This is a genomic window from Promicromonospora iranensis, from assembly GCF_028994805.1.
GTDB classification, from domain to species: domain Bacteria; phylum Actinomycetota; class Actinomycetes; order Actinomycetales; family Cellulomonadaceae; genus Promicromonospora; species Promicromonospora iranensis.
This window is the reverse complement of the sequence record NZ_JAJQQP010000006.1, coordinates 188,733-211,325: the sequence shown is the minus strand read 5'-3', so window position 1 is coordinate 211,325 and position 22,593 is coordinate 188,733. Positions and strand designations below refer to the sequence as shown.

Here is a 22,593-nt window from a genome sequence, read left to right as displayed (position 1 = left end):
GCGGTGCGCCTCAGGTCAGCGGTGCGCCACCACCGTGTGCGGCACGGCCCGGTACAGGCGGAGCGACGCGAGCAGCAGCCAGGCGAAGCCGACGACCACGGCCAGCCACAGCCCACCCATCCCGGCAGGGCCCAGCGCGGCCCCACCGACGAAGCCCACCAGGATCACGGCACCGGCAACCCGCGACCAGGCCGCGCGACCGCGCTCACCGTGCCGGGCGAGCCACCCGCCGAACAGGAAGGCCGCCACCGCGAACGCGACGAACCCGATACCGCCGAAGGCGAAGTGCAGGACACCGGAGACGCTCATCGTCGTGGCTCCGTCCTGCCCCGGCGGGAATCCGGGCATCGGGTCCGGCGGGAAGATCGCGCTCGCCACCATCGCCGCACCGTAGACGCCTACATCTCCCCGAACCGTCGAGCCCTGCACGCTGCACGCGACACGCCGGCGATGACGTGCAGTGTGTAGGGCTCGCCACCGAACCGAACCACCGGACCAGTTCGGTCAGGCCTCCAGGACCACCGGGACGATCATCGGCTTGCGGCGCAGCCGCGTCGCCACGTAGCGCCCGATGGTGCGGCGCATGATCTGCTGCAGCTGGTGGGTGTCCGTGGCCCCACCCGCGATCGCGTTCTCCAGCGCCGCGGTGACCTCCGGCATCACCTTGTCGAACACCGAGGCGTCCTCGGCCATGCCCCGGGCCAGCACCTGCGGCGGTGCGAGCACCTTGCCCGTGGCGGTGTCGATGACCGCGAACACGGACACGAAGCCCTCCTCGCCCAGGATCACGCGGTCCTTGAGCTCGGCCTCGGTGATCTCGCCGACCGATGAGCCGTCGACGTACACATAACCACACGGCACGGCGCCCACGACGGAGGCCTTGCCGTCCACGAGGTCCACGACGACGCCGTCCTCGGCGAGCACCACGCGGTCGGCCGGCACGCCGGTCTTCACCGCGAGCGCCCCGTTGGCGACGAGGTGACGCACCTCGCCGTGCACCGGCATGACGTTCTTCGGCTTGAGGATGTTGTAGCAGTACATGAGCTCGCCGGCGGACGCGTGCCCGGAGACGTGGACCTTCGCGTTGCCGCCGTGCACGACGCGCGCGCCGAGGCGGGTCAGGCCGTTGATGATGCGGAACACCGCGTTCTCGTTGCCCGGGATGAGCGACGACGCGAGGATCACCGTGTCGCCGAACTCGACCTGTACCTTGTGGTCGCCGTTGGCCATGCGCGAGAGCGCCGCCATCGGCTCGCCCTGCGAGCCGGTGGACATGTAGACGATCCGGTCGTCGGGCAGCGAGTCGGCCTTCTTCAGGTCGATGAGCACGCCCGGCGGAACGTCGAGGTAGCCGAGGTCGGCGGCGATGCCCATGTTGCGCACCATGGAGCGGCCGACGAGGGCGACCCGCCGGCCGTGGGCGTGCGCGGCGTTGAGGACCTGCTGCACGCGGTGCACGTGCGACGAGAACGACGCGACGATGATCCGCTTGTCCGCGTGGGCGAACACGTCGTCGAGCACCGGGCCGATCTCGGCCTCGGGCGTCACGAAGCCGGGCACCTCGGCGTTGGTGGAGTCCACCATGAAGAGGTCGACGCCCTTCTCGCCGAGGCGGGCGAAGGCACGCAGGTCGGTGATGCGGCCGTCGAGGGGCAGCTGGTCCATCTTGAAGTCGCCGGTGTGCAGCACGGTGCCCGCGGCGGTGGTGACCGCCACGGCGAGCGCGTCCGGGATGGAGTGGTTGACCGCGACGAACTCGCAGTCGAAGATGCCGAGCTGCTCGCGCTGCCCTTCCTTCACCTCGAGGGTGTAGGGCTTGATGCGGTGCTCCTTGAGCTTCGCCTCGATGAACGCGAGCGTCAGGCGCGAGCCGACGAGCGGGATGTCCTTGCGGAGCCGCAGCAGGTACGGCACGGCACCGATGTGGTCCTCGTGACCGTGCGTCAGCACGATCGCCTCGATGTCGTCGAGACGGTCCTTGATGTAGTCGAAGTCCGGCAGGATCAGGTCGACGCCGGGCTGGTTGTCCTCGGGGAACAGCACGCCGCAGTCGATGACGAGCAGCTTTCCGGCATGCTCCAGGACCGCCATGTTGCGTCCCACCTCGCCCAGGCCGCCGAGGGCGACCACACGCAGGCCACCTTCAGGCAGCGCAGGGGGCAGGGACAGTTCGGGGTGAGGGTGACTCACTTGGCCTCCAAGGCCTCGTTACTGACAGAGAAAGTTCTTAGCGCGGCGTCGCGATCGCCGGGTGCCCGATGACGGCGGAGGCGTCCTCCGGCAGTTCCGGCGGTGACATAGGGTGCGCGCTCGCGGGGATCACGCCGCCGGCGACGAGGACGGCACGCAGGTGGGCCACCTCGTGGTCGCTCGCGGCAACGTTCGGCAGTCGTAGCGTCCGGTGCTCGAGGACGCCCTGCGCCTGCAGAGCGGCCTTGGCCATCACGGCCTGCGCGCCGGCTCCGTTGAGCGCGTTGACCACCGGCACCGTCGTCCGGTAGACCCGCAGCGCACCGGTGTGGTCGCCGGCGTCCCACAGGCGCACGACCTCGGCGAACCTCTGGCCCACCACGTGCGCGGACACCGACACGATCCCGGCGCCGCCCACGCTGAGGAAGGGCAGCAGCAGTCCGTCGTCGCCGGAGTACCAGGCGAGGCCGGTGGTCTCGATGAGCTGTTCGGCCGACCAGACGTCACCGGTGGCGTCCTTGTTGGCCACCACACGCGGATGCTCCGCGATGCGCGCGAAGGTCTCGGGCGCGATACGCACCCCGGAGCGGCCGGGGATGTCGTACAGCATCACGGGCAGCTCGGTGGAGTCCGCCACGGCAGCGAAGTGCTGGTACAGCCCTTCCTGCGTGGGCCGCGAGTAGTACGGCGACACGACCAGCAGGCCGTCAGCGCCCGCGTCCGCGGCCTGCGTGGCCATGCGGATCGCGTGCGCGGTGTCGTTGGAACCGGCACCGGCCAGGATCGCGGCCCGGTCGCCCACCGCCTCCACGACGGCGGCGACGAGCTCCACCTTCTCGGGCGTGTGGGTCACCGGCGACTCGCCGGTGGTGCCGGAGAGGACGAGGCCGTCGTTGCCGTCGTCCACCAGCTTCTTCGCCAGCTTGACCGCTGCCTTCAGGTCCACGGCGCCGTCGGGCGTCATCGGGGTGACCATCGCGGTCAGGACCGCGCCGAACGGGCGCGCAGAGTCAGCGGGAAGAACCATAGGCATACCGTACCGTTTACCGCCCTGTGACGGGCCTCGCGCTCATCGGCCCGCCGGGCTCCTGGCCTGGCCTCCCGCCGGTCTCAGCAACTGCTCCAGCCGGTCCACGGCGGCGCCGACGTCGTCGTTCATCAGGCGCCGCACGCCGCGCTGCAGGGCCACCTCGTGCAGCCCTGCCCTGTAGGCGGCGAGCGCCGCCGCGTCCAGCTCGCGCCGGTGGGGTGCGGCGTCCGCGGCCACCCGTCGCACCACCAGGTCCTCCGGCGCCTCCACGAGCACGTGGACGAACCGTGCGCCCGCGGTAGCGGCGGCGTCCGCGAAGCGTGGCACCTGGTCGGTCCGCGCCACGAGCTGCGGCACGACGACGTCGTGCCCGCCGCGCAGGTGCTCGACCGCCATGGCGAGGCCGAGGGCCCGGGCCGGCTCCGCGGTCTCCCGGGCGTCTCCGCTGATCAGCGACCGGACGACGTCGATGTCGAGGTCGAGCGTGCCGGGGTGCCGGGCCGACCAGGCCGCCGCGAGGGCGGACTTGCCCACGCCGGGCAGACCGTTGAGCAGGACCAGCCGCGCCTCGTCACGGGTCACCGCTCGACCAGCACGCCGTCCTCGTCGGCGTACACGGTGGCGCCCGGCCGGAACACGACGCCGCCGATCTCCACCGCCTCGTCCAGCACGCCCGCGCCCGTCTTCGACGACTTGCGCGGGTTGGTGCCGAGCGCCTTGACGCCCAGGCGCAACCCGCCGAGCGCCACCGAGTCGCGGACCGCGCCGTGGATGATCGCGCCGGCCCAGCCGTTCTCGACCGCCGCGGCCGCGATGAGGTCGCCCATCAGGGCGCTGCGCAGCGAGCCGCCGCCGTCGACGACCAGGACGGCGCCCTCGCCCGGCGTCCGGGTCACCGCCTTGACCAGGCCGTTGTCCTCGTAGCACCGCACGGTGCGCACCGGCCCGGAGAAGGCACGGACGCCGCCGAAGTCCCGCAGCTGGACGGAGAGCGAGGCCAGCGCCTCGCCGTGCTCGTCGTACAGGTCGGCCGTCGCGGTCATGGTGGTCCTCTCGTCCGGTGGCGTTGCGCGAGACCATACCCGGCGGTCTGCCCGGGCGAGCAGCGCGCCGAGGTGGATACTCGAGATATGACGGCGACGATGCTCTCCCCCGCCTTCGTGGCGCACCTGCCCACCGGCATCCTCGTCGGCGGGCACTGGGGCCCCGCCGCTGGCGGCGCGACGTTCGAGGTCACCGACCCGGCGACCGCCGAGCCCATCTTCGACGTCTCCGACGCCATCCCCGCCGACGCCGTCCGCGCCCTTGACGCCGCGCACGCCGCCGCCCCCGCCTGGCGTGCCGTGCCGCCACGGGAGCGCTCCGAGCTGCTGCGCGCCGTCTTCGCCCGCCTCGTCGCACGCGCCGACGACATCGCCGCCCTGATCACCGCGGAGGCCGGCAAGCCACTGGCCGAGGCCCGCGCCGAGGTGCTCTACGGTGCCGAGTTCCTGCGCTGGTTCGCCGAGCAGGCCGTGCGCGCCGACGGGCTGGTGCGCATGGCGCCGTCGGGGGGCAACGCGCAGTACGTGAGCCGCCGGCCCGTGGGACCGTCCCTGCTCATCACGCCCTGGAACTTCCCGATCGCGATGGCGACGCGGAAGATCGCCCCGGCGCTCGCCGCGGGGTGCACGGTGGTGGTCAAGCCCGCCTCGCTGACCCCGATGACCACCCTCCTGGTCGCGGAGATCATTCGCTCCGAGGCGGAGGCGCGCGGCCTGCCCGCGGGCATCGTCAACGTGGTCCCGACCACGCAGGCCGGTCCGGTCACCGAGCCGCTGTTCGAGGATCCCCGGCTGCGCAAGGTCTCGTTCACCGGCTCCACCCGCGTGGGCCAGGCGTTGCTGGCCCAGGCCTCGAAGAACGTGCTGCGCAGCTCGATGGAGCTGGGCGGCAACGCGCCCTTCGTCGTGTTCGAGGACGCTGACGTCGACGCCGCCGTCGAGGGCGCGCTGGTCGCGAAGCTGCGCAACTCCGGACAGTCCTGCGTGGCCGCCAACCGCTTCCTCGTGCACGACGCCGTCGCGCGCACCTTCGCCGACCGGTTCGCCGCGGCGGTGGGCGCGAAGGTGACCGCGCCGGGCACGCGTCCCGGCGCCGAGGTGGGCCCGCTCATCGACGAGGCGGCGGTGGAGAAGGTGTCCGGCCTGGTCGACGACGCCGTCGCGCACGGCGCCCAGGTGCTCACCGGAGGCGCGCGGCTCGACGGCCCCGGCCACTTCTTCGAGCCGACGGTGCTCACCGGGGTCGACGCCGACGCGCGGATCGTGACCGAGGAGATCTTCGGGCCCGTCGCCCCGATCGTCGCCTTCGGGTCCGACGACGAGGCGTTCGAGCTGGCCAACGGCACCCCGTTCGGTCTTGCGGCCTACGCGTACACGACGTCGCTGGCCCGGGCCCGGCGCGCCATGGACGAGATCGAGGCGGGCATGATCGGCATCAACCGCGGCCTGGTCTCCGACGCCAGCGCACCGTTCGGCGGTGTCAAGGCCTCCGGCCTGGGCCGTGAGGGCGGCGAGGCGGGCATGGAGGAGTACCAGGAGACCGTGTACGTGGCGCTGTAGGTCTCGGGGCAGGTCCTCGTCCGGCGGACGGGGGGTGTCCCGGACCGCCCGGCGACGACGTAGCCTCGGTGCGTGAACGTCCTCCCCAGTGACCCGGCGGCCCGCGCCGCCGTCCGCCAGGGCGTGAGCGTCTCGGTGGCGACCGGGCTGTACGGCATCTCGTTCGGTGCCCTGTCGGTCGCCGCCGGTGTCGGTCTCGGCCCGACCATGGCTCTCAGCCTGCTCATGTTCTCCGGCGGCTCGCAGTTCGCCCTGATCGGCGTCATCGGCGCCGCGGGCACACCCGTCGCGGCGATCGCCACCGCGACGCTGCTCGGCCTGCGGAACACCCTCTACGGCGCGGTGGTCTCACCGCTGCTCCAGGTGCGCGGCTGGCGCCGCCTCGCCGCGGCGCACGTCACCATCGACGAGTCGACGGCGGTCGCCGTCGCCCAGCCCGAGCCCGCGGCGTCCCGCATCGGGTTCTGGGTCACGGGTGTCGGCGTCTTCGTGCTCTGGAACGCGTTCGTGCTGCTCGGGGCGCTCGCCGGCGACGCACTCGGCGACCCACGCGCCTGGGGGCTCGACGCCGCGGCGGCCGCCGCCTTCCTCGCACTGGTCTGGCCCCGGCTCGCACCCCGCCGTGCCCAGCTCGTCGCAGGGCTCGCCGTCGTGGCGACCGCCGCCCTGATCCCGTTCGTGCCGCCGGGGATCCCCGTGCTCGCCGCGGCGGCGGTGGCCGTGGTCGTCGGGCTGGTCACGCCGAACGCGCCCAACGCCCCGGACGCCCCGGACGCCGTGGACCCGGCCGAGAAGGAGTCCGTCCGATGACCACCACCACGCTCTGGGTCACCGTGCTGGTGGCGTCCCTGGCCTGCTATGCCCTCAAGCTCGGCGGCCACCTGGTCCCCCGGTCCTGGCTCGCGGCCGAGCGGGTCTCCCGCATCACCACCCTCGTGACCGTGGCGCTGCTCGTGTCCCTCGTCGTGGTCCAGGGCTTCGCCGACGGGTCCGCGCTGACCGTGGACGCGCGCGTTCCCGCACTCGCGGTCGCCGCCCTGGCCCTCGCCCTGCGCGCGCCCTTCATCCTGGTGGTGGTGCTCGCCGCGGCCACGGCGGCCGGCCTCCGCGCGCTCGGCTGGGGCTGAGGCGGCCGTCTCCGGCGGGGAGCGGATCCCTCGGCGGGCGGCGGCGGTTAGGGTGGTGCGGTGGCACTGTTTCGCGAGACCGCCGATGTGTCCGTCCGCCCAGCGATCGCCGGCGACGAGTCCGCCGTGACCGATGTGCAGGTTGCCGCGTGGCGCGCCACGGGAGTGCTGGGCGAGGGCGTCATCGACGCGCTCGACGTCCCGGCCATGCGGGAGCGCTGGTCGTCGGCGATCAACTCCCCGCCCGGCCCGGACTTCGCGGTGTTCGTCGCGCTCGACGGGCCCGACGTCGTGGGGTTCGCCGCCGTCTCCCCCGGCCAGGTGCTGTCGCTCGAGGTCCTGCCCGAGGCGCAGCGGGCCGGGCACGGGTCCCGCCTGCTCACGGCCGCCGTCGACCGGCTCCGCGCCGACGGCTCGGAGACCGTGACCACGTGGTCGCTCGTGGACGACACGGCACGCGCCGCCTTCCTCGCGGCCAGCGGGCTCGGCGAGGACGGCCGCAGCCGCACGCTGGCGACCGGGGTCCGCGAGATCGTCGAGCACCGCTGGTCCGCCGCGATCTGACGCCGGCACCAACCGGCGGCGACCGGGGCGCTCGCGACAAGAACCCCAGGGTTCACGCCGACGTGACAGTCCCGTGACACGACCTTGCGACCATCGGTGTCATGGGGATACGCACGGAGTACTTCGCCGCACCTTCCGACGAGGTGGCGGCGACGGCGCTCCGCACACCCGGTGGGCCGGCCGACCCGGACCAACGCACCGACCTGCCGCGCTTCGACGCCGTCGCGGTGCCGTCGATGGACCCGTTCATCATGCTCGGCGGGCTCGCAGGTGTGCTGTCCGGCCGCCCGTACGGCGAGGTCACCGCACACCCGCGGCACGGGACCCTCGTCTGCAGCGGAGGTGACGAGGGCCCCTGGATCGTGACCGTCTCCCAGACGCTGGCGGACGACCTCGCCTCCGCCGCCCCCACCCGCCTGGCCCGGGCCGCCCGCGAGTGGTCCGCCACCGCGCCGCACGCCGTCCCGCCGCGCCAGCTCGCCGCCGCGCTGCTGCCGCTCGCGGCGCTCGCCACGCGGGCGGCGGACCTGGGGCACGGGCTCTACTGCTGGACGAGCCTCACCGAGTGAGCCCCCGAAGGAGCCTCACCGAATGAGCACGGCTGCCGTGCCCCCCGCCGCGTGGGCCGAACCGGCGGTCGTCCGCCGGCTCGGCCGGGACTGCCCGGCCGGGCTCGGGCTGAGCGCGCTCCTGACCGCCTACCACCTGCGGACCGAGGCGGAGAAGGGCACACCCGTCACGGGCGCGGACGCGCTGCCGGCCCGCTACCGGGCGGAGACGACGGATCCGCGCCGCGCGTTCGCCGAGGACGTCGTGCTCGTCGCGCGCTGCGGTGACGTCTCGGCGGGCTGCCTCGTGCTGACCGCACCGGTGTCCGGCCGCTCGGAGATCAAGCGGCTCTGGACCGAGCCGGAGGCCCGCGGCCGCGGCATCGCGTCGATGCTGGTCGAGACGGCGCTGACCGCGGCGCACGAGGGCGACGTGAGCACCGTCGCGCTGTCCGTCTGGAGCTGGCGCGCCGGGGCGATCCGCCTGTACGAGACGCTCGGCTTCGCCGTCGTCGACTCCTGGGACGAACGGGACGACCTGGTGTGCCTGGAGCGTGCCGTCCTGCCGGCCGGCACGCACTGAGCAGGCACGCGCTGAGCAGTCATGCGCTGAGCAGGCACGGACTGCTGGCGTGACCGCAACCCCGGAGGTGCTTCAATCTTCCGGTGAACCGCACCCGCAACCCGCTCTGGCGGACCTTTGTCGAGCTCCGCGGCAACCCTCGCGCCTGCGTGTGGACCGAGCCGCTGTGGGGGCTGTCCATGGCCCTCGTGCTGCCGTACGCGTCGGTGTTCATGCTGGCACTGGGCCTGCACGACGAGCAGATCGGCTTCCTCGCGACGGTCGCCATGCTCTCCCAGGTCGTCTTCGGGCTGGCCGGCGGGATCATCACCGACCGGCTCGGCCGGCGCGCCACGACGGCGTGGTTCGACGTGGTCGCCTGGGTGATCCCGTGCGTGCTGTGGGCGTTCGCGGAAAACTTCTGGTTCTTCCTCGCCGCGTCGCTCGTGAACGGCGCACTGCAGGTCACGCAGAACTCGTGGGACTGCCTCATGGTCGAGGACGCCGAGCGGGGCCAGATCACCCGGATCTACTCGCTGGTCAAGGTCGCGTCCGACTGCTCGGCCCTGTTCGCGCCGCTGGCCGCCGTCCTGGTCTCCCAGCTCGGGCTCGAGCCCGCGGTCCGCATCCTGTACGTCAACGCGGCGGTGGTGATGACCGCCAAGATCGTCTGGCTCTACCGGTGGTCGCGGGAGACCCGCCAGGGCGAGGTCCGCATGGCTGCCACCCGCGGGCAGAGCGTGTGGCGGCTGCTGGCCGGGTACCGCGGCGCGCTCGGGCTGCTGCTGCGCTCGCGCGGCTCGCTGCTCGCGCTGGCCGTGGCCGCGCTCACCGCCGCGGTCACGCTTGTCAACGGCACGTTCTGGCAGGTGGTGGCCAGCCAGCACCTGAACGTACCGGACGCGCTGCTGCCCTTCTTCCCGATGGTCCGCTCGGTGCTTTCGGTGCTCTTCTTCTTCACGCTCATCCCGCTCCTGACCACCGCCGTCGACCTCAGGCGCGCCACCGTGTGGGGGTTCGGGGTGCACCTCGCCGGACAGCTCGTGCTGGTCGCGATCCCCGCGTCCGACGGCGCCGCCACGGGGTCGACGTACGCGTTCCTCGGCCTGTGCCTGCTGCTGGACAGCTTCGGTGCGGGCCTCCTGTTCATGCTCTCGGAGTCGCTCGTCGCGCTGCACGTGGACCAGGCCGAGCGCTCGCGGGTGATGGCGCTCCAACGCACGTGCATCATGCTCGCGGCGGCCCCGTTCGGCTGGATCTCCGGCTGGCTGTCCGGGATCGACCGCACCTACCCGTTCGTGCTCACGTCCGTGCTGCTCGTCGTCGGACTGGTGGTGGTGCTGGTGCGCTGGGTGCCGACCCACCCGGACGCGGAGGCCGTGGCGTCCCACCCCGCCTGATCCCGGCCGGCCCGTGGCCCGTGGCTCACGACGTGCCGACGAGCTCCCTGGTCCCGCCCACGGCGGGCCGGTCGGCGACCGCAAGGCTCTGGACCGTCGCAGGGCTGCGCGGCCACGGCATCGCCTCGGCACTGGTCGTCACGGCGCTGACCCAGGCGCGCGAGGGCGAGGTCAGTACCACGGCACTCCCCCGCCGGGAGTGGCGCGCGGGCGCCGTCGGGACGTAGGAGAGGCTCGGCTCCGCCGTCGTCCGCTGCCGGGACGAACGCTCCGAGCCGGGGCGCGCGGAGCGCGCCGTGCGGGCCCGGTTGCGGACCCGGTTGCGGACCGTGCCTGCCACGATCGTCGCGAGGACGAACAGCCCACCGGCCACGAGGGCGGCCCGCACGCCGACCAGCTCCATGAGCAGTCCCAGGAGCGGCGGACCGGCCAGACCCCACGCGGTGCTCGCACTGCGCCAGACGCCCAGGACCCGGCCACGCATGGCGGCGGGCGGGTCCGTCTGCAGCACCGTGGCCCCGGCCGTGTCGGAGAGCGACTCCAGCACCGCCATGGGAGCCACGACCACCAGCAGGACCGCGAACGTGGGCGACAGTCCCGCGAGCACCTGGAGCAGCGCGCCGCCCGCCGCGAGCGCCGCGACGATCCGCACCGTGGGCCGGCGCAGGCGCCCGGCGAGGAACGCTCCGACGATCCCGCCGACGGCCAGCACCGAGGCGACCGTCGCGAAGTCCTGCGTGGTGCCGGCGAGCGCGCCGGTGACGAGAACCGCGAGCGTGAGCGAGTAGTTGCGGCCGAAGACCGCGCTGACGGCGGTGACGGACAGCAGGGCGACCAGCCGCGGGCGGCTCCAGAAGTACCGGATGCCGTCGAGCGAGCTCGACCGCCGTCGGCGTGGTGCGGCCGGCTGACCGAGCTCCGGCGCTCCGGCCGGCGCCGTCGGCTCGGCCGGAGCGGCCGGCTCGACCGGCGGCACGGGCGCGGCCTGCGCCACGAGCTCGGCGGGCGGCACGGGCTCCACCGTCAGCACGTCGTGATGGCGCCGCGTGTACAGCCGCAGGAACGGCACGAGGGCCGCCACAGCGAGGAACGAGATGCCGTTGCCGAGGTACGCGGCAGCGGGACCCGTGAGCGCCAGCAGGGCACCGGCGATACCGACGCCGGCCAGCCGGCCCACGCTGTTGGTCACGGAGCCCAGCCCGATGGCGGAGGGCACGTCGTCGGGCGGCACGAGGTCGTTGCCGAGGAGCGAGGTGGCGGGACCGTCCACGGCGGCCACCAGCCCGGTGACGGCCGACAGGGCGAGCAGGAGCGGCAGGTTGAGCACGTCGAGCCCGACGAGCAGGGCGGTCACCAGCGCGACCGCGCCGAGCACCGCCTGGCTCACGGCGACCACCACCTTGCGGGGCCAGCGGTCCACGACGGCGCCGCCGGCGACGCCGAAGAGCAGGCCCGGAGCGGCCTGGACGGCCAGCGAGAGCCCGGTCGCGGCCGGGGAGCCGGTGATCTGGAGGACGAGGAGGTTCTGGACGGTCATCTGCATCCACGTGCCGGCACTCGAGACGAGGTTGGCACCCGTCCACCAGCGCATCGCCGGATGGCGCAGGGCACGCCACGGGGAGCGGTCAGGGGCAGAGCTGGAAGGCACGGACTTCGCGCGCAGAGCACGCAGGGGCGCGCTGAAAAGGGCAGGGAGAAACACGGGAGCTTTCAGTGGAGGGGGACGCCGCCGGCGACTGCCGCCGATCGCAGCGGCGACAATTCAAACAACCGGTTCGGGGTGCGCTCTACCTCCGGTGGCCCTTCGTGACCAAGGTCGCAGGTGACCGCGGTCTCTGGTGCCGGCGGCCGCACGGGCCGTGGCAGCCGTCAGCCGGCCGCCGAGGAGTCCTCGGTCGCACCCGTGCGTCCGTCCCGGCCCCGCAGGGCCCGCATCGTGACGTAGAGCAGCAGGCCGAGCAGCAGCAGCGTGCCCGCGCGCAGCCAGGTCTCCCCCGACTGCTGGGTCAGCAGCAGCACGCAGCTCCCGACACCGAGCCACGGCACCACCGTCGCCACCCGGAAGTGTGGCTGCGCCACCGGGTCGCGGCGCAGCACGAGCACCGCCACGTTGGTGCTGATGAACACCAGCAGGAGGAGGAGCACCACGGTCTCCGCCAGCGACGCGAGGTCGCCCGTGAAGACCAGCCCCACGGCGACGAACGTGGTGACCACGATGGCGACGCCGGGCGTGCGCCGGCGAGGCAGCACGCGGCCGAGCGCGGCAGGCAGGAGCCGCTGCTCGGCCATGCCGTACGCCAGGCGGCTCGACATGATCATGGTCAGGAGCGCGCCGTTCGCCACGGCGACGAGGGCGACCAGGGAGAACAGCCACGTGGGTACCGCACCCGTCCGGGTGACCACCTCGAGCAGGGGGCCGCTGGAGCCGGCGAGCGTGTCGGGCTCCACGACCGCGACAGCCGCGACGCCCACCGCGACGTAGACGGCGCCGGCCGTCAGCAGGGCACCGAACAGGGCCCGCGGGTAGACCCGCCGCACGTCGCGGACCTCCTCGACCACGTTCGCCGACGTCTCGAAGCCGACGAACGAGTAGTACGCGAGGATCGCCCCCGACAGCACCGCGAGCGCGGGCGTGGTGTCGTCGGCGAACCGGGTGGCGCGTGCGAGGTCACCGTCGCCGCGGCCGAGCACCACGAGCGCGAGGACGACGATGACCACGAGACCGCTCACCTCGATGACCGTCATGGCGACGTTCGCGCCGAGCGACTCGCGGATCCCTCGGGCGTTGAGCGCGGCGACGGCAAGCAGGAACAGCACGGCCACCAGGCGCTCGGGCGCGTCGACGAAGGTGCCGAAGTAGTCACCGGCGAACGCCAGGGAGAGCCCTGCCGCGCTGGTGACACCGGCGGCGAGCATCGAGAACCCGACGAGGAACGAGATCACCGGCTGCCGGAACGCGCGCTCGGCGAAGACGGCGGCGCCCCCGGCCCGCGGGTACTTCGTGACCAGCTCCGCGTAGGAGCCGGCGGTGAGCAGGGCAAGGCCGAGCGCTACCAGCAGCGGCAGCCACACCGGCCCGCCCACCTCTCCGGCCATCTCTCCCACCAGGGCGTAGACGCCTGCTCCGAGCACGTCACCGAGGATGAACAGGTACAGCAGCCGTCCGCTGACGGTGCGGGAAAGACGGGTCTCCGGGTCGGCCTGGCTCGTCGTCATGGCTAGAGGCTGGCACCTGTAGCGTCGACTCGCAGCGCGCGAGGGCCGCCCACTCCGGCACGCACGACGTCAGAGTCCGGGCTCGTAGGCGGTGAACTCGGCGCGCAGCACGATGGCCGCGGTGTCCTCCGGCCCGGCGCCGGCGTCCGGGTCCGGTACCCGCGCGACGTCGGGCCAGTGCACGAGGAACGTGCCCCGGTGCCACCACCGCAGGATCGGGGCGACCGGCCACGGGTGCCGCACGCTCGACCGCTCGAACCCCATGAACGACGTACGGGTGCGCGGGGACACGACGAGGGCGTGCAGCCGCGCGCGGGCGAGGAACGTGTCGGGCGCCCCGTCGAGCACGAAGCGCAGGTCGACCACCCAGCCGAGGTGGGCCCCGGCCTCGTCGTGGACGGGGACGTCGAGCAGGTCCGAAGCGATCATCGTGGCCTCCTCATCCCGAGCTCTCCGGATCGTGGTTGCCACCCGGGATGCGGCCGATGATGTGGTCGCGGGTCCACCGCTCGAGCCAGGTCGCGTCGAGGTCACCGCTGCGCACGCTCAGGCGCACCGCCGTGCCGATGTCCACCACGTGCGCCCACGGCAGGCGGTGCCAGCGCGAGGCGGGCGGGCGTCCGCCGAACACCCTGGTGCCGAGCACGGGGCCGGTCAGCAGGTCGGTGATCACCACGGGGACGCTGCCGTCGATCCGCTCGTCCACCGCGGACCTGCCGTCGACGGCCTCGAGCTCGAGGTCGTCGAGCGTGCACACCGGCATGCCGTCGACGTCGAGCACCTGACGGTCCAGGAGGTGCAGGCGGGCGTCCAGGACCCGGCCCGGCTGCCGCGGCTCCGGCTCCCGGGAGACGTCACGGGGGCCCGTTCTCGTCCGTCTCATCCGCCCGCCTCCGTCACGATCATCAAGGGGATGGCGGCCAGGGCCGCCACGACGAGGATGAACAGGTACACCGTGCCCAGCACGTTCATGAACCGCCCGTTGACGTGCTCGCCCATGTACTCGGGATCGTTCGCGACCACCAGGATGGGCAGGTAGGTCAGGGGCAGCGCCACCGCGGAGAAGACCACCGAGTACTCGGTGACGGCGATCGGGTCCACGTTGGTCATCAGGACGCCGACCGCGACGACGAGCGCCAGGATCATCGCCAGGTGGAAGCGCGGTGCCCGCGCGGGGCGCCGGAACTTGCCCCACGACCAGCCCAGGTACTGCGAGAGCGTGTAGCCCGTGGACAGCGCCGTCTCCAGCGCCGCGCCGAACGTCGCCGCCACCAGACCGACGATGACCACCGCGACGAGCAGCGTCCCGCCGGCTTCCGCGATCGGCAGGGTGAGCTGGGACATCGAGTCGACCTGGATCCCGGCGGGCAGCAGCACGATGGCGGCGCACGCGGCGATCGAGACCGACAGCAGGCCGCCGAGCGGGAACCCGACCATCACGTTCAGCCGGGACGAGGCGAGATCCTTCACCGTCCAGCCGTCCTCGACACCGCCCGACGAGAAGAAGAACACCTCGTACGGCGTCATCGCCGCGCCGAACAGCGCCACGGCGAAGTACCAGTACACCGCGGCACTCTCCTGCACGGGCACCTGCGGGACGAGCTGCGCGGCGAGGTCACCCCAGTCCGGTCCGAGCAGGAAGACCGCCACCGCGAACCCGACGAGCGTCAGCCCCAGCAGACCCGTGACGTTCTCCATGAGGTTGAACTTCACGCGCCACAGGACGAGCCACACCGCCAGCGCCGCCACGGGCACCCAGAGCCGGTGGTCCACGCTGCTCGCGAGCTGCAGGGCGAGGGCAATGCCCCCGACCTCCGCGACGAGGGTCAGCACGGTGACCGCGAGGCTGGCCGCCAGGTTCAGCCCTGCGGTCGTCGGCCCGAGGCGCTCGCGGATGACCTCGAACGTCGCCCGCCCGGACACGGCCGCGACCTTGCCGGACATGTGCGCGAACACGCAGATGCCCACCACACCGACGAGGACCACCCAGGCCAGGGACAGCCCGAACCGCGAGCCGACGACGGCGTTGGTGACAAGGTCCCCGGCGTCGAGGAAGCCGCCGATCGCGGTGAGGATGCCGAGGGCGACGGTCAGCAGGCGACTCTTCATGGCACCGCCCGCCCGACCTGCGCCTCGGGCCGGGCCTCCGCCTCCGCCTGCTCGACCGCCCCGCTGGCGTCGTCGAGCGTGCTGGAGGCGTCGTCGAGAGCACGTAGCACGTCGCCGGCAGGGGACGGCGGCCGCCCCAGCCAGGTGCGGGCAGCGGCTACCGGTCCGACGGCGGCCGACGCCGCGTCGAGCGCCTCCTCCCGCACCCGGTCGGCGTCGTCGGTGGCGATCACCAGGGTTCCGATGCCGTGCACCGCCCCGGTGGCCGTCTCGACGGCGTCGTCGGCCGCCACGTCGGCGGTCACCGCCGGCAGCCGGCCGGCCGCGCGCGACCGCACGGCGAGCTCCGCCGTCGCGACCGCCGAGCTCGCGTCGTCGAGGTGGTCGGACACGCTGCTGAGAGCCACCGCGTCGTCGGCCCGGGTGGCCGCCGGTGCGCATCCCGCCAGCACGACCATCAGCGCCAGGACCAGCGGCGCGACGGCGCGCGAGCAGATCGGCGAGCGGCCGGGACGGTTCGTCACGTTCGAATGCTCGCGCGGATCTGCGGCTCCCGCACGCCGGGTGAAACTTCGGCAGGGCCGGGCAGTACCCGAGGGGCGAGCGACGACCACCCGTGCGTATCGTCGGCAGGGAGGCACGGAAGGTCCCAGGACATCGGAAGGAGCGACCCATGCGTTTCGGGTACACCCTCATGACCGAGCAGAGCGGGCCGCGGGAGCTGCTGCGGTACGCCGTCGGCGCCGAGGAGGCAGGGTTCGACTTCGAGCTCTCCAGCGACCACTACAGCCCCTGGCTCACGGAGCAGGGACACGCGCCCAACGCCTGGGTGCTCCTGGGGGCGGTCGCCCAGGCGACGAACCGGGTCGAGCTGATGACCTTCGTGACATGTCCGACGATGCGCTACCACCCGGCCGTGGTGGCACAGCAGGCGGCGACCCTCCAGCTCGTGGCCGACGGCCGCTTCACCCTCGGGCTGGGCTCCGGGGAGAACCTGAACGAGCACGTGATCGGTGAGGGCTGGCCGAGCATCGACATGCGGCACGACATGCTCGAGGAGGCGATGCACATCATCCGCGAGCTCCTCACGGGTGAGCTGATCACCTGGGAGGGCCAGCACTTCCGGGTCGACTCCGCGCGGCTCTGGGACGTGCCGGATGCCGGGGTCGAGGTCGGCGTCGCCCTCTCCGGCGAGCAGGGCATCAAGCGGTTCGCCCCGCTCGCGGACCACCTCGTCCAGGCGATGCCAGACGGCGACGTGGTGCAGGGCTGGAACGACAAGCACCCCGGCGGGTCCCGGGTGTTCGGCCAGGTGCCGATCTGCTGGGACCCGGACGAGCAGAAGGCGATCGAGCGGGCCCACTCCGAGTTTCGCTGGTTCGGCGGCGGCTGGTCCGTGAACGCGGACCTGCCCACGCCCGCCGGCTTCGCCGGCGCCACGCAGTTCGTGCGGCCGGAGGACGTCGCGTCGTCGATCGCCTGCGGGCCGGACCTGGACAAGCTCGCCGAGAGCGCCCGCCCGTTCCTGGACGCCGGCTTCACCGACCTCGCGTTCGTGCAGATCGGCGACCACAACCAGGAGCGGTTCCTCGCCGAGGCGGCCGGACCGCTGCTGGAACGCGTCCGGGCGCTGTAGGGCGCCCGCTGCCGAGCACGGCGTTCCTGTCGATCGGACGCGAACGGGCCGCCCGGCGGTGCAGGCGGAAGGCCGGGCCCTAAGCCGCGGGGGCGGTCCTGGTCCGGTAGAAGCCGGCCGCCTTCCGCAGCGACTCCCGCGCCCGGCGGCGGTCGCCCGCCGCGTCGTAGGCGAAAGCCAGGTGGTACCAGGCGCGCCAGTCGTCGGGCGCGGCTTCGACCGCCGCACGGCGCGGCTCGAAGGCCTCGTCCGCCGCCGACCGGTCGATGCGGCCGCCGGGTGAGCGCGGCAGGTCGTCCACGGGCAGGTTGCCCTCGGCGAACAGCGTGTCGGCCATGGTCTGCACGGTCGCCGCCAGCCGGTACTCACGCGCGATCAAGCCGATGACCAGCAGCGGGATGATCAGCACCGACAGCCCGATGGCGATCAGCACCAGCTCGCCGCTGCGTACCATCGCGATGCCCCGCCCCGCGATCTGCCAGACGTACAGCACGAGCAGCAGGGTCACGGCCAGCGAGCCAGGCAGCCCCTTGGGCAGCCTTCGGCCCGACGCCGGCCGCTCGGCCGACCGGTCGGCGGGCGGCTCGTCCGCTCCGCCGGCGTGGTGGCTGGGTCCCGGCTCGCTCACGACAGGTCCAGCACGTGCTCAAGGCCTACGGTCAGGCCCGGGCGGGAGACCACCGAGCGGATGGCGAGCAGCACACCCGGCATGAACGACGCCCGGTCGAAGGAGTCCTGGCGGATCACCAGCTGCTCCCCCTCGTTGCCGAAGAGGATCTCCTCGTGCGCCACGAGGCCACGCAGCCGCACGGCGTGCACGCGCACCCCGTCGACGTCGGCGCCGCGTGCCTCCCAGCCCGCCTCGGTCGCGTCGGGCGACGGCCCGAGGCCGGCCTCGGCACGGGCCGTGGCGATCGCCGCGGCGGTGTGCCGGGCGGTGCCCGACGGCGCGTCCACCTTGTTCGGGTGGTGCAGCTCGATGACCTCGGCGGACTCGAAGTAGCGCGCGGCCTTCGCCGCGAAGGTCATCGCCAGCACCGCGGACAGCCCGAAGTTCGGGGCGATGAGCACGCCGAGGGATCCCGGGCCGCCGGTCCCCCGGGGCGAGAGCTCGGCGAGGTGGGCTGCCACCCGCGCCCGCGAGTCGTCGTCCCAGCCGGTGGTGCCGACCACGGCGTGCGCGCCGGCGTCGAGCACCGCGTGCACGTTGGCCTCGGTGACGGTCGGGACGGTGAAGTCGACGGCGACGTCGGCCCCCGCGAGCGACTCGCCGGAGATGGTGTCGCCGTGGTCCAGCCGGGCGACCAGCTCGAGGCCGTCCGCGGCCTCGACCGCCGCACACGTCTGGGCGCCCATGCGCCCGGCCGCGCCGAGCACGGCCACCTTGATGTCACTCACGATCTACCACCCTCTGGTTCTTCGTTGAGTGCTGGGTATTTGTCGAATCAGAAGGCCCGAATCGACAGATACCCAGCACTCAACGGAGGTTCAGTTGTTGAAAGGGCCTACACGGACTATCGAGCGCGGGCGGGCCGCCAGGTCCTCGGCCAAGGCCTGGACGTCCGCCGCCGTGACCGCCTGGATGCGCTCGAGCGACTCCGCCAACGACAGCAGGTCGCCGTACACGAGCTCGGCCTTGCCGAGGCGGCTCATCCGCGACCCGGAGTCCTCCAGCCCGAGCACCGTGCCGCCGGAGAGCTGGCCCACGGACCGCTTGAGCTCGGCCTCGGTGATCCCGTCGTTCGCCAGCTTCTCGAGCTCCTCGACGAGCAGGTCGGTGACCTGGTCCGCCTTGGCGGCCGCGCAGCCCGCGTAGAGGCCGAAGGTGCCGAGGCCGCCGTGGGCGGAGGCGAACGAGTACGTCGAGTAGGCCAGGCCCCGCTTCTCGCGGATCTCCTGGAACAGCCTGGACGACATGCCGCCGCCCAGCACCGCGTTCAGCACGGACAGCGCGAAGCGCCGGTCGTCCGTCGCCGCGATGCCCGTGGAGCCCACGATGATGTTGGCCTGCTCGACCTGCCGCGTGACGGTCAGCTCCGCGCCCGCGTCCGGCACACCCGTGCGGTCCTCGGTGGCGACCCTGCGGTCGCACGGCGCGGTGGCTGCGTCGAGGTCCCAGCCGCCGTCGGACAGCGCCTGGGTGACCTGCTGCACCAGCTTGTCGTGGTCGATCCCGCCCGCGGCCGTGACCACGAGGGTCTCCGGCCGGTAGTTCCAGCGGTAGTGGTCCCAGACGGCGTCCCGTGGGACGGCGTTGATCGTCTCGGGCGTGCCGCCGATGGGGCGGCCCAGCGCGTGGTCGCCCAGGACGACGGCGGAGAACTGCTCGTGCACGACGTCGGTGGGGTCATCGTCGTTCATCGCGAGCTCTTCCAGGATGACGCCGCGCTCGGTCTCGAGCTCGTCGGTGTCCAGACGCGCGGAGGTGACCATGTCGGAGATGACGTCGACCGCCATCGGCAGGTCGGAGTCCAGCACCCGCGCGTAGTAGCAGGTGTGCTCCTTGCCGGTGGCCGCGTTCGCCTCACCGCCGACGGCGTCGAACGCCTCGGCGATGTCCATCGCGGACCGCCGGGTGGTCCCCTTGAAGAGCAGGTGCTCCAGGAAGTGCGTCGAGCCGAAGTGGCCGTCGGTCTCGTCCCGCGAGCCGACGCCGATCCATGCACCCATCGTCGCCGAGCGCTGGCCCGGCATGTGCTCGGTGAGTACACGGACACCGCCGGGCAGGACGGAGCGACGAATGGTCGCCCCGTCCTGCCCGGCGGTCAGCTCGGCACCGGGCTCGCCCGTCGGGACGAGCGGCAGGTGCCACGCCATGTCAGGCGTCCGCGGATGCGGTGGCCTCGGTGGCCGGCTCGGCGGCGTCGGCCGGGGCCGACTCGTCCTCGTCGGTCACGGCGACCAGCGACAGCTTGCCGCGCGGGTCGATCTCGCCGATCTCGACCTGGACCTTCTGGCCGATCGACAGCACGTCGTCGACGTTCTCGACGCGCTTGCCACCCACGAGCTTGCGGATCTGGCTGATGTGCAGCAGACCGTCCTTGCCCGGGGACAGCGAGATGAAGGCGCCGAACGACGTCGTCTTGACGACCGTGCCGACGAACCGCTCGCCCACCTCGGGGACGTGCGGGTTGGCGATCGCGTTGATCGCCGCGCGGGCGGCCTCGGCCGACGGGCCGTCGGTGGCACCGATGTACACGGTGCCGTCGTCCTCGATGGAGATGTCCGCGCCCGTCTCCTCCTGGATCTGGTTGATCATCTTGCCCTTCGGGCCGATGACCTCGCCGATCTTGTCGACGGGGACCTTCACCGTGATGACGCGCGGGGCGTTCGGGGACATCTCGTCCGGCGTGTCGATCGCCTCGTCGAGCACCTCGAGGATGGTCAGGCGCGCGTCGCGGGCCTGGCCCAGCGCCGCACTCAGCACCGAGGCGGGGATGCCGTCGAGCTTGGTGTCGAGCTGGATGGCCGTGACGAACTCCTTGGTACCGGCGACCTTGAAGTCCATGTCGCCGAACGCGTCCTCGGCGCCCAGGATGTCCGTCATCGCGGCATAGCGGGTCTCGCCGTCCACGGTGTCGGACACGAGGCCCATCGCGATGCCGGCGACGGCCGCGCGCAGCGGCACGCCCGCGTTCAGCAGCGACAGCGTCGAGGCGCAGACGGAGCCCATCGACGTCGAGCCGTTGGAGCCGAGAGCCTCGGACACCTGGCGGATCGCGTACGGGAACTCCTCGCGGCTCGGCAGGACCGGCACGAGGGCACGCTCGGCGAGCGCACCGTGGCCGATCTCGCGGCGCTTCGGGCTGCCCACGCGGCCCGTCTCACCGGTCGAGTACGGCGGGAAGTTGTAGTTGTGCATGTAGCGCTTGCGCGTCTCCGGACCGAGCGAGTCGATCTGCTGCTCCATGCGGAGCATGTTCAGCGTGGTGACACCCAGGATCTGGGTCTCGCCACGCTCGAAGATCGCCGAGCCGTGCACGCGCGGCAGCACCTCGACCTCGGCCGAGAGGGTGCGGATGTCCGCGAGCCCACGGCCGTCGATGCGGACACCGTCGGTGAGCACGCGCTGGCGGACGAGCTGCTTCTGCAGCGAGCGGTACGCGGCCGACAGCTCCTTCTCGCGGCCGTCGAAGCCCGCCTGCAGGTCGCCCAGCATGCGGTCCTTGAGCTCGTCGAGGCGGTTCTCGCGCTCCTGCTTGTCCGCGATGGCCAGGGCCTCACGCAGCGGCTCGGTCACCGAGGACTCGACAGCGGCGAACGCGTCGTCCTGGTAGTCCGGGAACAGCGGGAAGGACTTGGTCTCCTTGGCCGACTGCGCGGCGAGCTGCGCCTGCGCGTCGCACAGGGCCTTGATGAACGGCTTGGCCGCCTCGATGCCCTCGGCGACGACCGTCTCGTTCGGGGCCGCGACGCCCTCGTTCTTGATGAGGTTCCACGCGTTGTCGGTGGCCTCGGCCTCGATCATGGCGATCGCCACGTCGGCCGAGCCGTCGGCGCCCTGCACGGTCCGACCGGCCACGACCATGTCGAAGACCGCGCGCTCCTTGTCGGAGTACTTGGGGAACGCGACCCACTGGCCGTCGACCAGCGCGATGCGGACCGCACCGACCGGGCCGTCGAACGGCAGGCCGGAGATCTGGGTCGACGCCGACGCGGCGTTGATGGCCAGGGTGTCGTACGCGTCGTCCGGGTGCAGCGCCATGACCGTGATGACGATCTGGACCTCGTTGCGCAGGCCCTTGACGAACAGGGGGCGCAGCGGGCGGTCGGTCAGGCGGCAGGTCAGGATCGCGTCGGTCGACGGGCGACCCTCACGACGGAAGAACGAGCCGGGGATGCGCCCGGCGGCGTACATCCGCTCCTCGACGTCCACCGTCAGGGGGAAGAAGTCGAACTGGTCCTTGGGGTGCTTGCCGGCCGCGGTGGTCGACAGCAGCATGGTCTCGCCGTCGAGGTAGGCGGCGACGGCGCCGGCGGCCTGCTTGGCCAGCCGTCCGGTCTCGAACCGGACGGTACGGGTGCCGAAGCGACCGTTGTCGATAACGGCCTCGGCGAACTGGATCTCGGGACCCTCCACGGGTGCCCTCCTTCTGTTGGTGTTCTCTGGGAACGCCCCCGTGCCCGACGGTCATCGATCGAGGCCTACCGAACCACCGCTCGCCGAGGGCGAGGGATTCGGGAAGCCACTACCGAGGACCGGACGAGGTCACGGGCGGCGCTTGTCGTACTACAGCATCTCACCAGACCAGCCCGGCCCCCGCAGCGGGGGCCGGGCTGGTGGGCGTCATGTCAGCGGCGCAGGCCGAGCTTGTCGACGAGGGCGCGGTAGCGCTCGATGTCGATCCCCTTGAGGTAACCCTGGAGACGACGGCGCTGGCCCACGAGGAGCAGCAGACCACGACGGCTGTGGTGGTCGTGCTTGTGCTCCTTGAGGTGCTCGGTCAGGTCCTTGATGCGCTGCGTGAGGAGCGCGATCTGCACCTCCGGCGAGCCCGAGTCGCCCGGCTTGGTTCCGTACTCGGAAATGATCTGCTGCTTCGTGGCAGTGTCGAGCGGCATGGCTCTCCTTCAGTGTCGTTGCGCGGTGCTCCGGGACTTGTTCACC

General features: G+C 72.6%; 24 protein-coding genes. 8 read left to right on the top strand and 16 right to left on the bottom strand.

Annotated features, from left to right (window positions below; translation table 11 throughout):
- Positions 1 to 15: 15 nt before the first annotated feature.
- From LUM46_RS11990 to rraA, 5 genes are all read right to left on the bottom strand, one after another.
- Entirely contained in the window at positions 16 to 381 is a 366-nt protein-coding gene (locus LUM46_RS11990; RefSeq protein WP_274994162.1) for a DUF998 domain-containing protein, read from the bottom strand.
- A 123-nt stretch (positions 382 to 504) separates the two neighbouring features.
- Positions 505 to 2,190: a ribonuclease J gene (locus LUM46_RS11985; RefSeq protein ID WP_274994161.1), complete on the bottom strand. Its 1,686-nt coding sequence runs from the start codon at positions 2,188 to 2,190 to the stop codon at positions 505 to 507.
- A gap of 37 nt (positions 2,191 to 2,227) precedes the next feature.
- Positions 2,228 to 3,223 carry a 4-hydroxy-tetrahydrodipicolinate synthase gene (gene dapA, locus LUM46_RS11980; protein ID WP_374726934.1) on the bottom strand — a complete coding sequence of 332 codons (996 nt, stop codon included), beginning with the start codon at positions 3,221 to 3,223 and terminating at the stop codon, positions 2,228 to 2,230.
- Positions 3,224 to 3,259: 36 nt separating this feature from the next.
- The gene (locus LUM46_RS11975) at positions 3,260 to 3,802 is read right to left on the bottom strand and encodes a P-loop nucleotide/nucleoside kinase family protein (RefSeq protein WP_274994158.1); all 543 of its coding nucleotides are present in this window, start codon (positions 3,800 to 3,802) and stop codon (positions 3,260 to 3,262) included.
- Positions 3,799 to 4,263, bottom strand: a complete 465-nt coding sequence (gene rraA, locus LUM46_RS11970) for a ribonuclease E activity regulator RraA (protein WP_274994157.1) — start codon at positions 4,261 to 4,263, stop codon at positions 3,799 to 3,801. The genes LUM46_RS11975 and rraA overlap by 4 nt, the downstream gene beginning before the upstream one ends.
- Before the next feature lie 87 nt (positions 4,264 to 4,350).
- Here rraA and LUM46_RS11965 point away from each other — a divergent pair, with 87 nt between their 5' ends.
- The 7 genes from LUM46_RS11965 to LUM46_RS11935 all read left to right on the top strand — a co-directional run bounded on the left by LUM46_RS11965 (position 4,351) and on the right by LUM46_RS11935 (position 10,024).
- On the top strand, positions 4,351 to 5,823 hold the full coding sequence (locus tag LUM46_RS11965) for an NAD-dependent succinate-semialdehyde dehydrogenase (RefSeq protein WP_274994156.1): 1,473 nt from the start codon (positions 4,351 to 4,353) through the stop codon (positions 5,821 to 5,823).
- 72 nt (positions 5,824 to 5,895) lie between these two features.
- A complete protein-coding gene (locus tag LUM46_RS11960) occupies positions 5,896 to 6,633 on the top strand; it encodes an AzlC family ABC transporter permease (RefSeq protein ID WP_274994155.1) in 738 nt (245 codons plus the stop codon).
- Positions 6,630 to 6,950 (top strand): AzlD domain-containing protein, encoded by a 321-nt coding sequence (locus LUM46_RS11955; protein ID WP_274994153.1) that lies wholly within the window; start codon positions 6,630 to 6,632, stop codon positions 6,948 to 6,950. Before LUM46_RS11960 ends, LUM46_RS11955 begins: the two co-directional genes overlap by 4 nt.
- A 60-nt stretch (positions 6,951 to 7,010) precedes the next feature.
- Positions 7,011 to 7,514, top strand: coding sequence for a GNAT family N-acetyltransferase (locus tag LUM46_RS11950; RefSeq protein WP_274994152.1), 504 nt, complete (start codon positions 7,011 to 7,013; stop codon positions 7,512 to 7,514).
- 101 nt (positions 7,515 to 7,615) lie between these two features.
- Positions 7,616 to 8,083, top strand: coding sequence for a hypothetical protein (locus tag LUM46_RS11945; protein WP_274994151.1), 468 nt, complete (start codon positions 7,616 to 7,618; stop codon positions 8,081 to 8,083).
- A 22-nt stretch (positions 8,084 to 8,105) separates the two neighbouring features.
- A complete protein-coding gene (locus LUM46_RS11940) occupies positions 8,106 to 8,645 on the top strand; it encodes a GNAT family N-acetyltransferase (RefSeq protein ID WP_274994150.1) in 540 nt (179 codons plus the stop codon).
- 83 nt (positions 8,646 to 8,728) lie between these two features.
- Positions 8,729 to 10,024: an MFS transporter gene (locus LUM46_RS11935; RefSeq protein WP_274994148.1), complete on the top strand. Its 1,296-nt coding sequence runs from the start codon at positions 8,729 to 8,731 to the stop codon at positions 10,022 to 10,024.
- Positions 10,025 to 10,049: 25 nt separating this feature from the next.
- On the opposite strand, the gene LUM46_RS11930 is transcribed toward LUM46_RS11935, so the two are convergent.
- The 6 genes from LUM46_RS11930 to LUM46_RS11905 all read right to left on the bottom strand — a co-directional run bounded on the left by LUM46_RS11930 (position 10,050) and on the right by LUM46_RS11905 (position 15,873).
- The gene (locus LUM46_RS11930) at positions 10,050 to 11,672 is read right to left on the bottom strand and encodes an MFS transporter (RefSeq protein ID WP_274994147.1); all 1,623 of its coding nucleotides are present in this window, start codon (positions 11,670 to 11,672) and stop codon (positions 10,050 to 10,052) included.
- Between the two features lie 221 nt (positions 11,673 to 11,893).
- Positions 11,894 to 13,240: an APC family permease gene (locus tag LUM46_RS11925; protein WP_274994146.1), complete on the bottom strand. Its 1,347-nt coding sequence runs from the start codon at positions 13,238 to 13,240 to the stop codon at positions 11,894 to 11,896.
- A 69-nt stretch (positions 13,241 to 13,309) separates the two neighbouring features.
- Complete coding sequence (locus LUM46_RS11920) at positions 13,310 to 13,669, bottom strand: PRC-barrel domain containing protein (RefSeq protein ID WP_274994144.1); 360 nt, start codon at positions 13,667 to 13,669, stop codon at positions 13,310 to 13,312.
- A 10-nt stretch (positions 13,670 to 13,679) separates the two neighbouring features.
- Positions 13,680 to 14,123 carry a hypothetical protein gene (locus LUM46_RS11915; protein ID WP_274994143.1) on the bottom strand — a complete coding sequence of 148 codons (444 nt, stop codon included), beginning with the start codon at positions 14,121 to 14,123 and terminating at the stop codon, positions 13,680 to 13,682.
- Positions 14,120 to 15,349: an Nramp family divalent metal transporter gene (locus LUM46_RS11910; protein ID WP_274994142.1), complete on the bottom strand. Its 1,230-nt coding sequence runs from the start codon at positions 15,347 to 15,349 to the stop codon at positions 14,120 to 14,122. Before LUM46_RS11910 ends, LUM46_RS11915 begins: the two co-directional genes overlap by 4 nt.
- Positions 15,346 to 15,873, bottom strand: coding sequence for a hypothetical protein (locus LUM46_RS11905; protein ID WP_274994141.1), 528 nt, complete (start codon positions 15,871 to 15,873; stop codon positions 15,346 to 15,348). Before LUM46_RS11905 ends, LUM46_RS11910 begins: the two co-directional genes overlap by 4 nt.
- A gap of 149 nt (positions 15,874 to 16,022) precedes the next feature.
- On the opposite strand from LUM46_RS11905, the gene LUM46_RS11900 reads away from it, so the two are divergent.
- Positions 16,023 to 16,985 carry a TIGR03557 family F420-dependent LLM class oxidoreductase gene (locus LUM46_RS11900; RefSeq protein WP_274994140.1) on the top strand — a complete coding sequence of 321 codons (963 nt, stop codon included), beginning with the start codon at positions 16,023 to 16,025 and terminating at the stop codon, positions 16,983 to 16,985.
- 79 nt (positions 16,986 to 17,064) lie between these two features.
- Here LUM46_RS11900 and LUM46_RS11895 read toward each other — a convergent pair whose 3' ends face one another.
- From LUM46_RS11895 to rpsO, 5 genes are all read right to left on the bottom strand, one after another.
- A complete protein-coding gene (locus LUM46_RS11895) occupies positions 17,065 to 17,523 on the bottom strand; it encodes a tetratricopeptide repeat protein (RefSeq protein ID WP_274994387.1) in 459 nt (152 codons plus the stop codon).
- A gap of 86 nt (positions 17,524 to 17,609) precedes the next feature.
- Entirely contained in the window at positions 17,610 to 18,383 is a 774-nt protein-coding gene (dapB, locus tag LUM46_RS11890) for a 4-hydroxy-tetrahydrodipicolinate reductase (protein WP_274994139.1), read from the bottom strand.
- A 90-nt stretch (positions 18,384 to 18,473) separates the two neighbouring features.
- Entirely contained in the window at positions 18,474 to 19,802 is a 1,329-nt protein-coding gene (locus tag LUM46_RS11885) for a M16 family metallopeptidase (RefSeq protein WP_274994138.1), read from the bottom strand.
- A gap of 1 nt (position 19,803) precedes the next feature.
- Positions 19,804 to 22,065 (bottom strand): polyribonucleotide nucleotidyltransferase, encoded by a 2,262-nt coding sequence (locus tag LUM46_RS11880; RefSeq protein ID WP_274994137.1) that lies wholly within the window; start codon positions 22,063 to 22,065, stop codon positions 19,804 to 19,806.
- Between the two features lie 212 nt (positions 22,066 to 22,277).
- A complete protein-coding gene (gene rpsO / locus LUM46_RS11875; RefSeq protein ID WP_020016810.1) occupies positions 22,278 to 22,547 on the bottom strand; it encodes a 30S ribosomal protein S15 in 270 nt (89 codons plus the stop codon).
- Between the last annotated feature and the right edge of the window lie 46 nt (positions 22,548 to 22,593).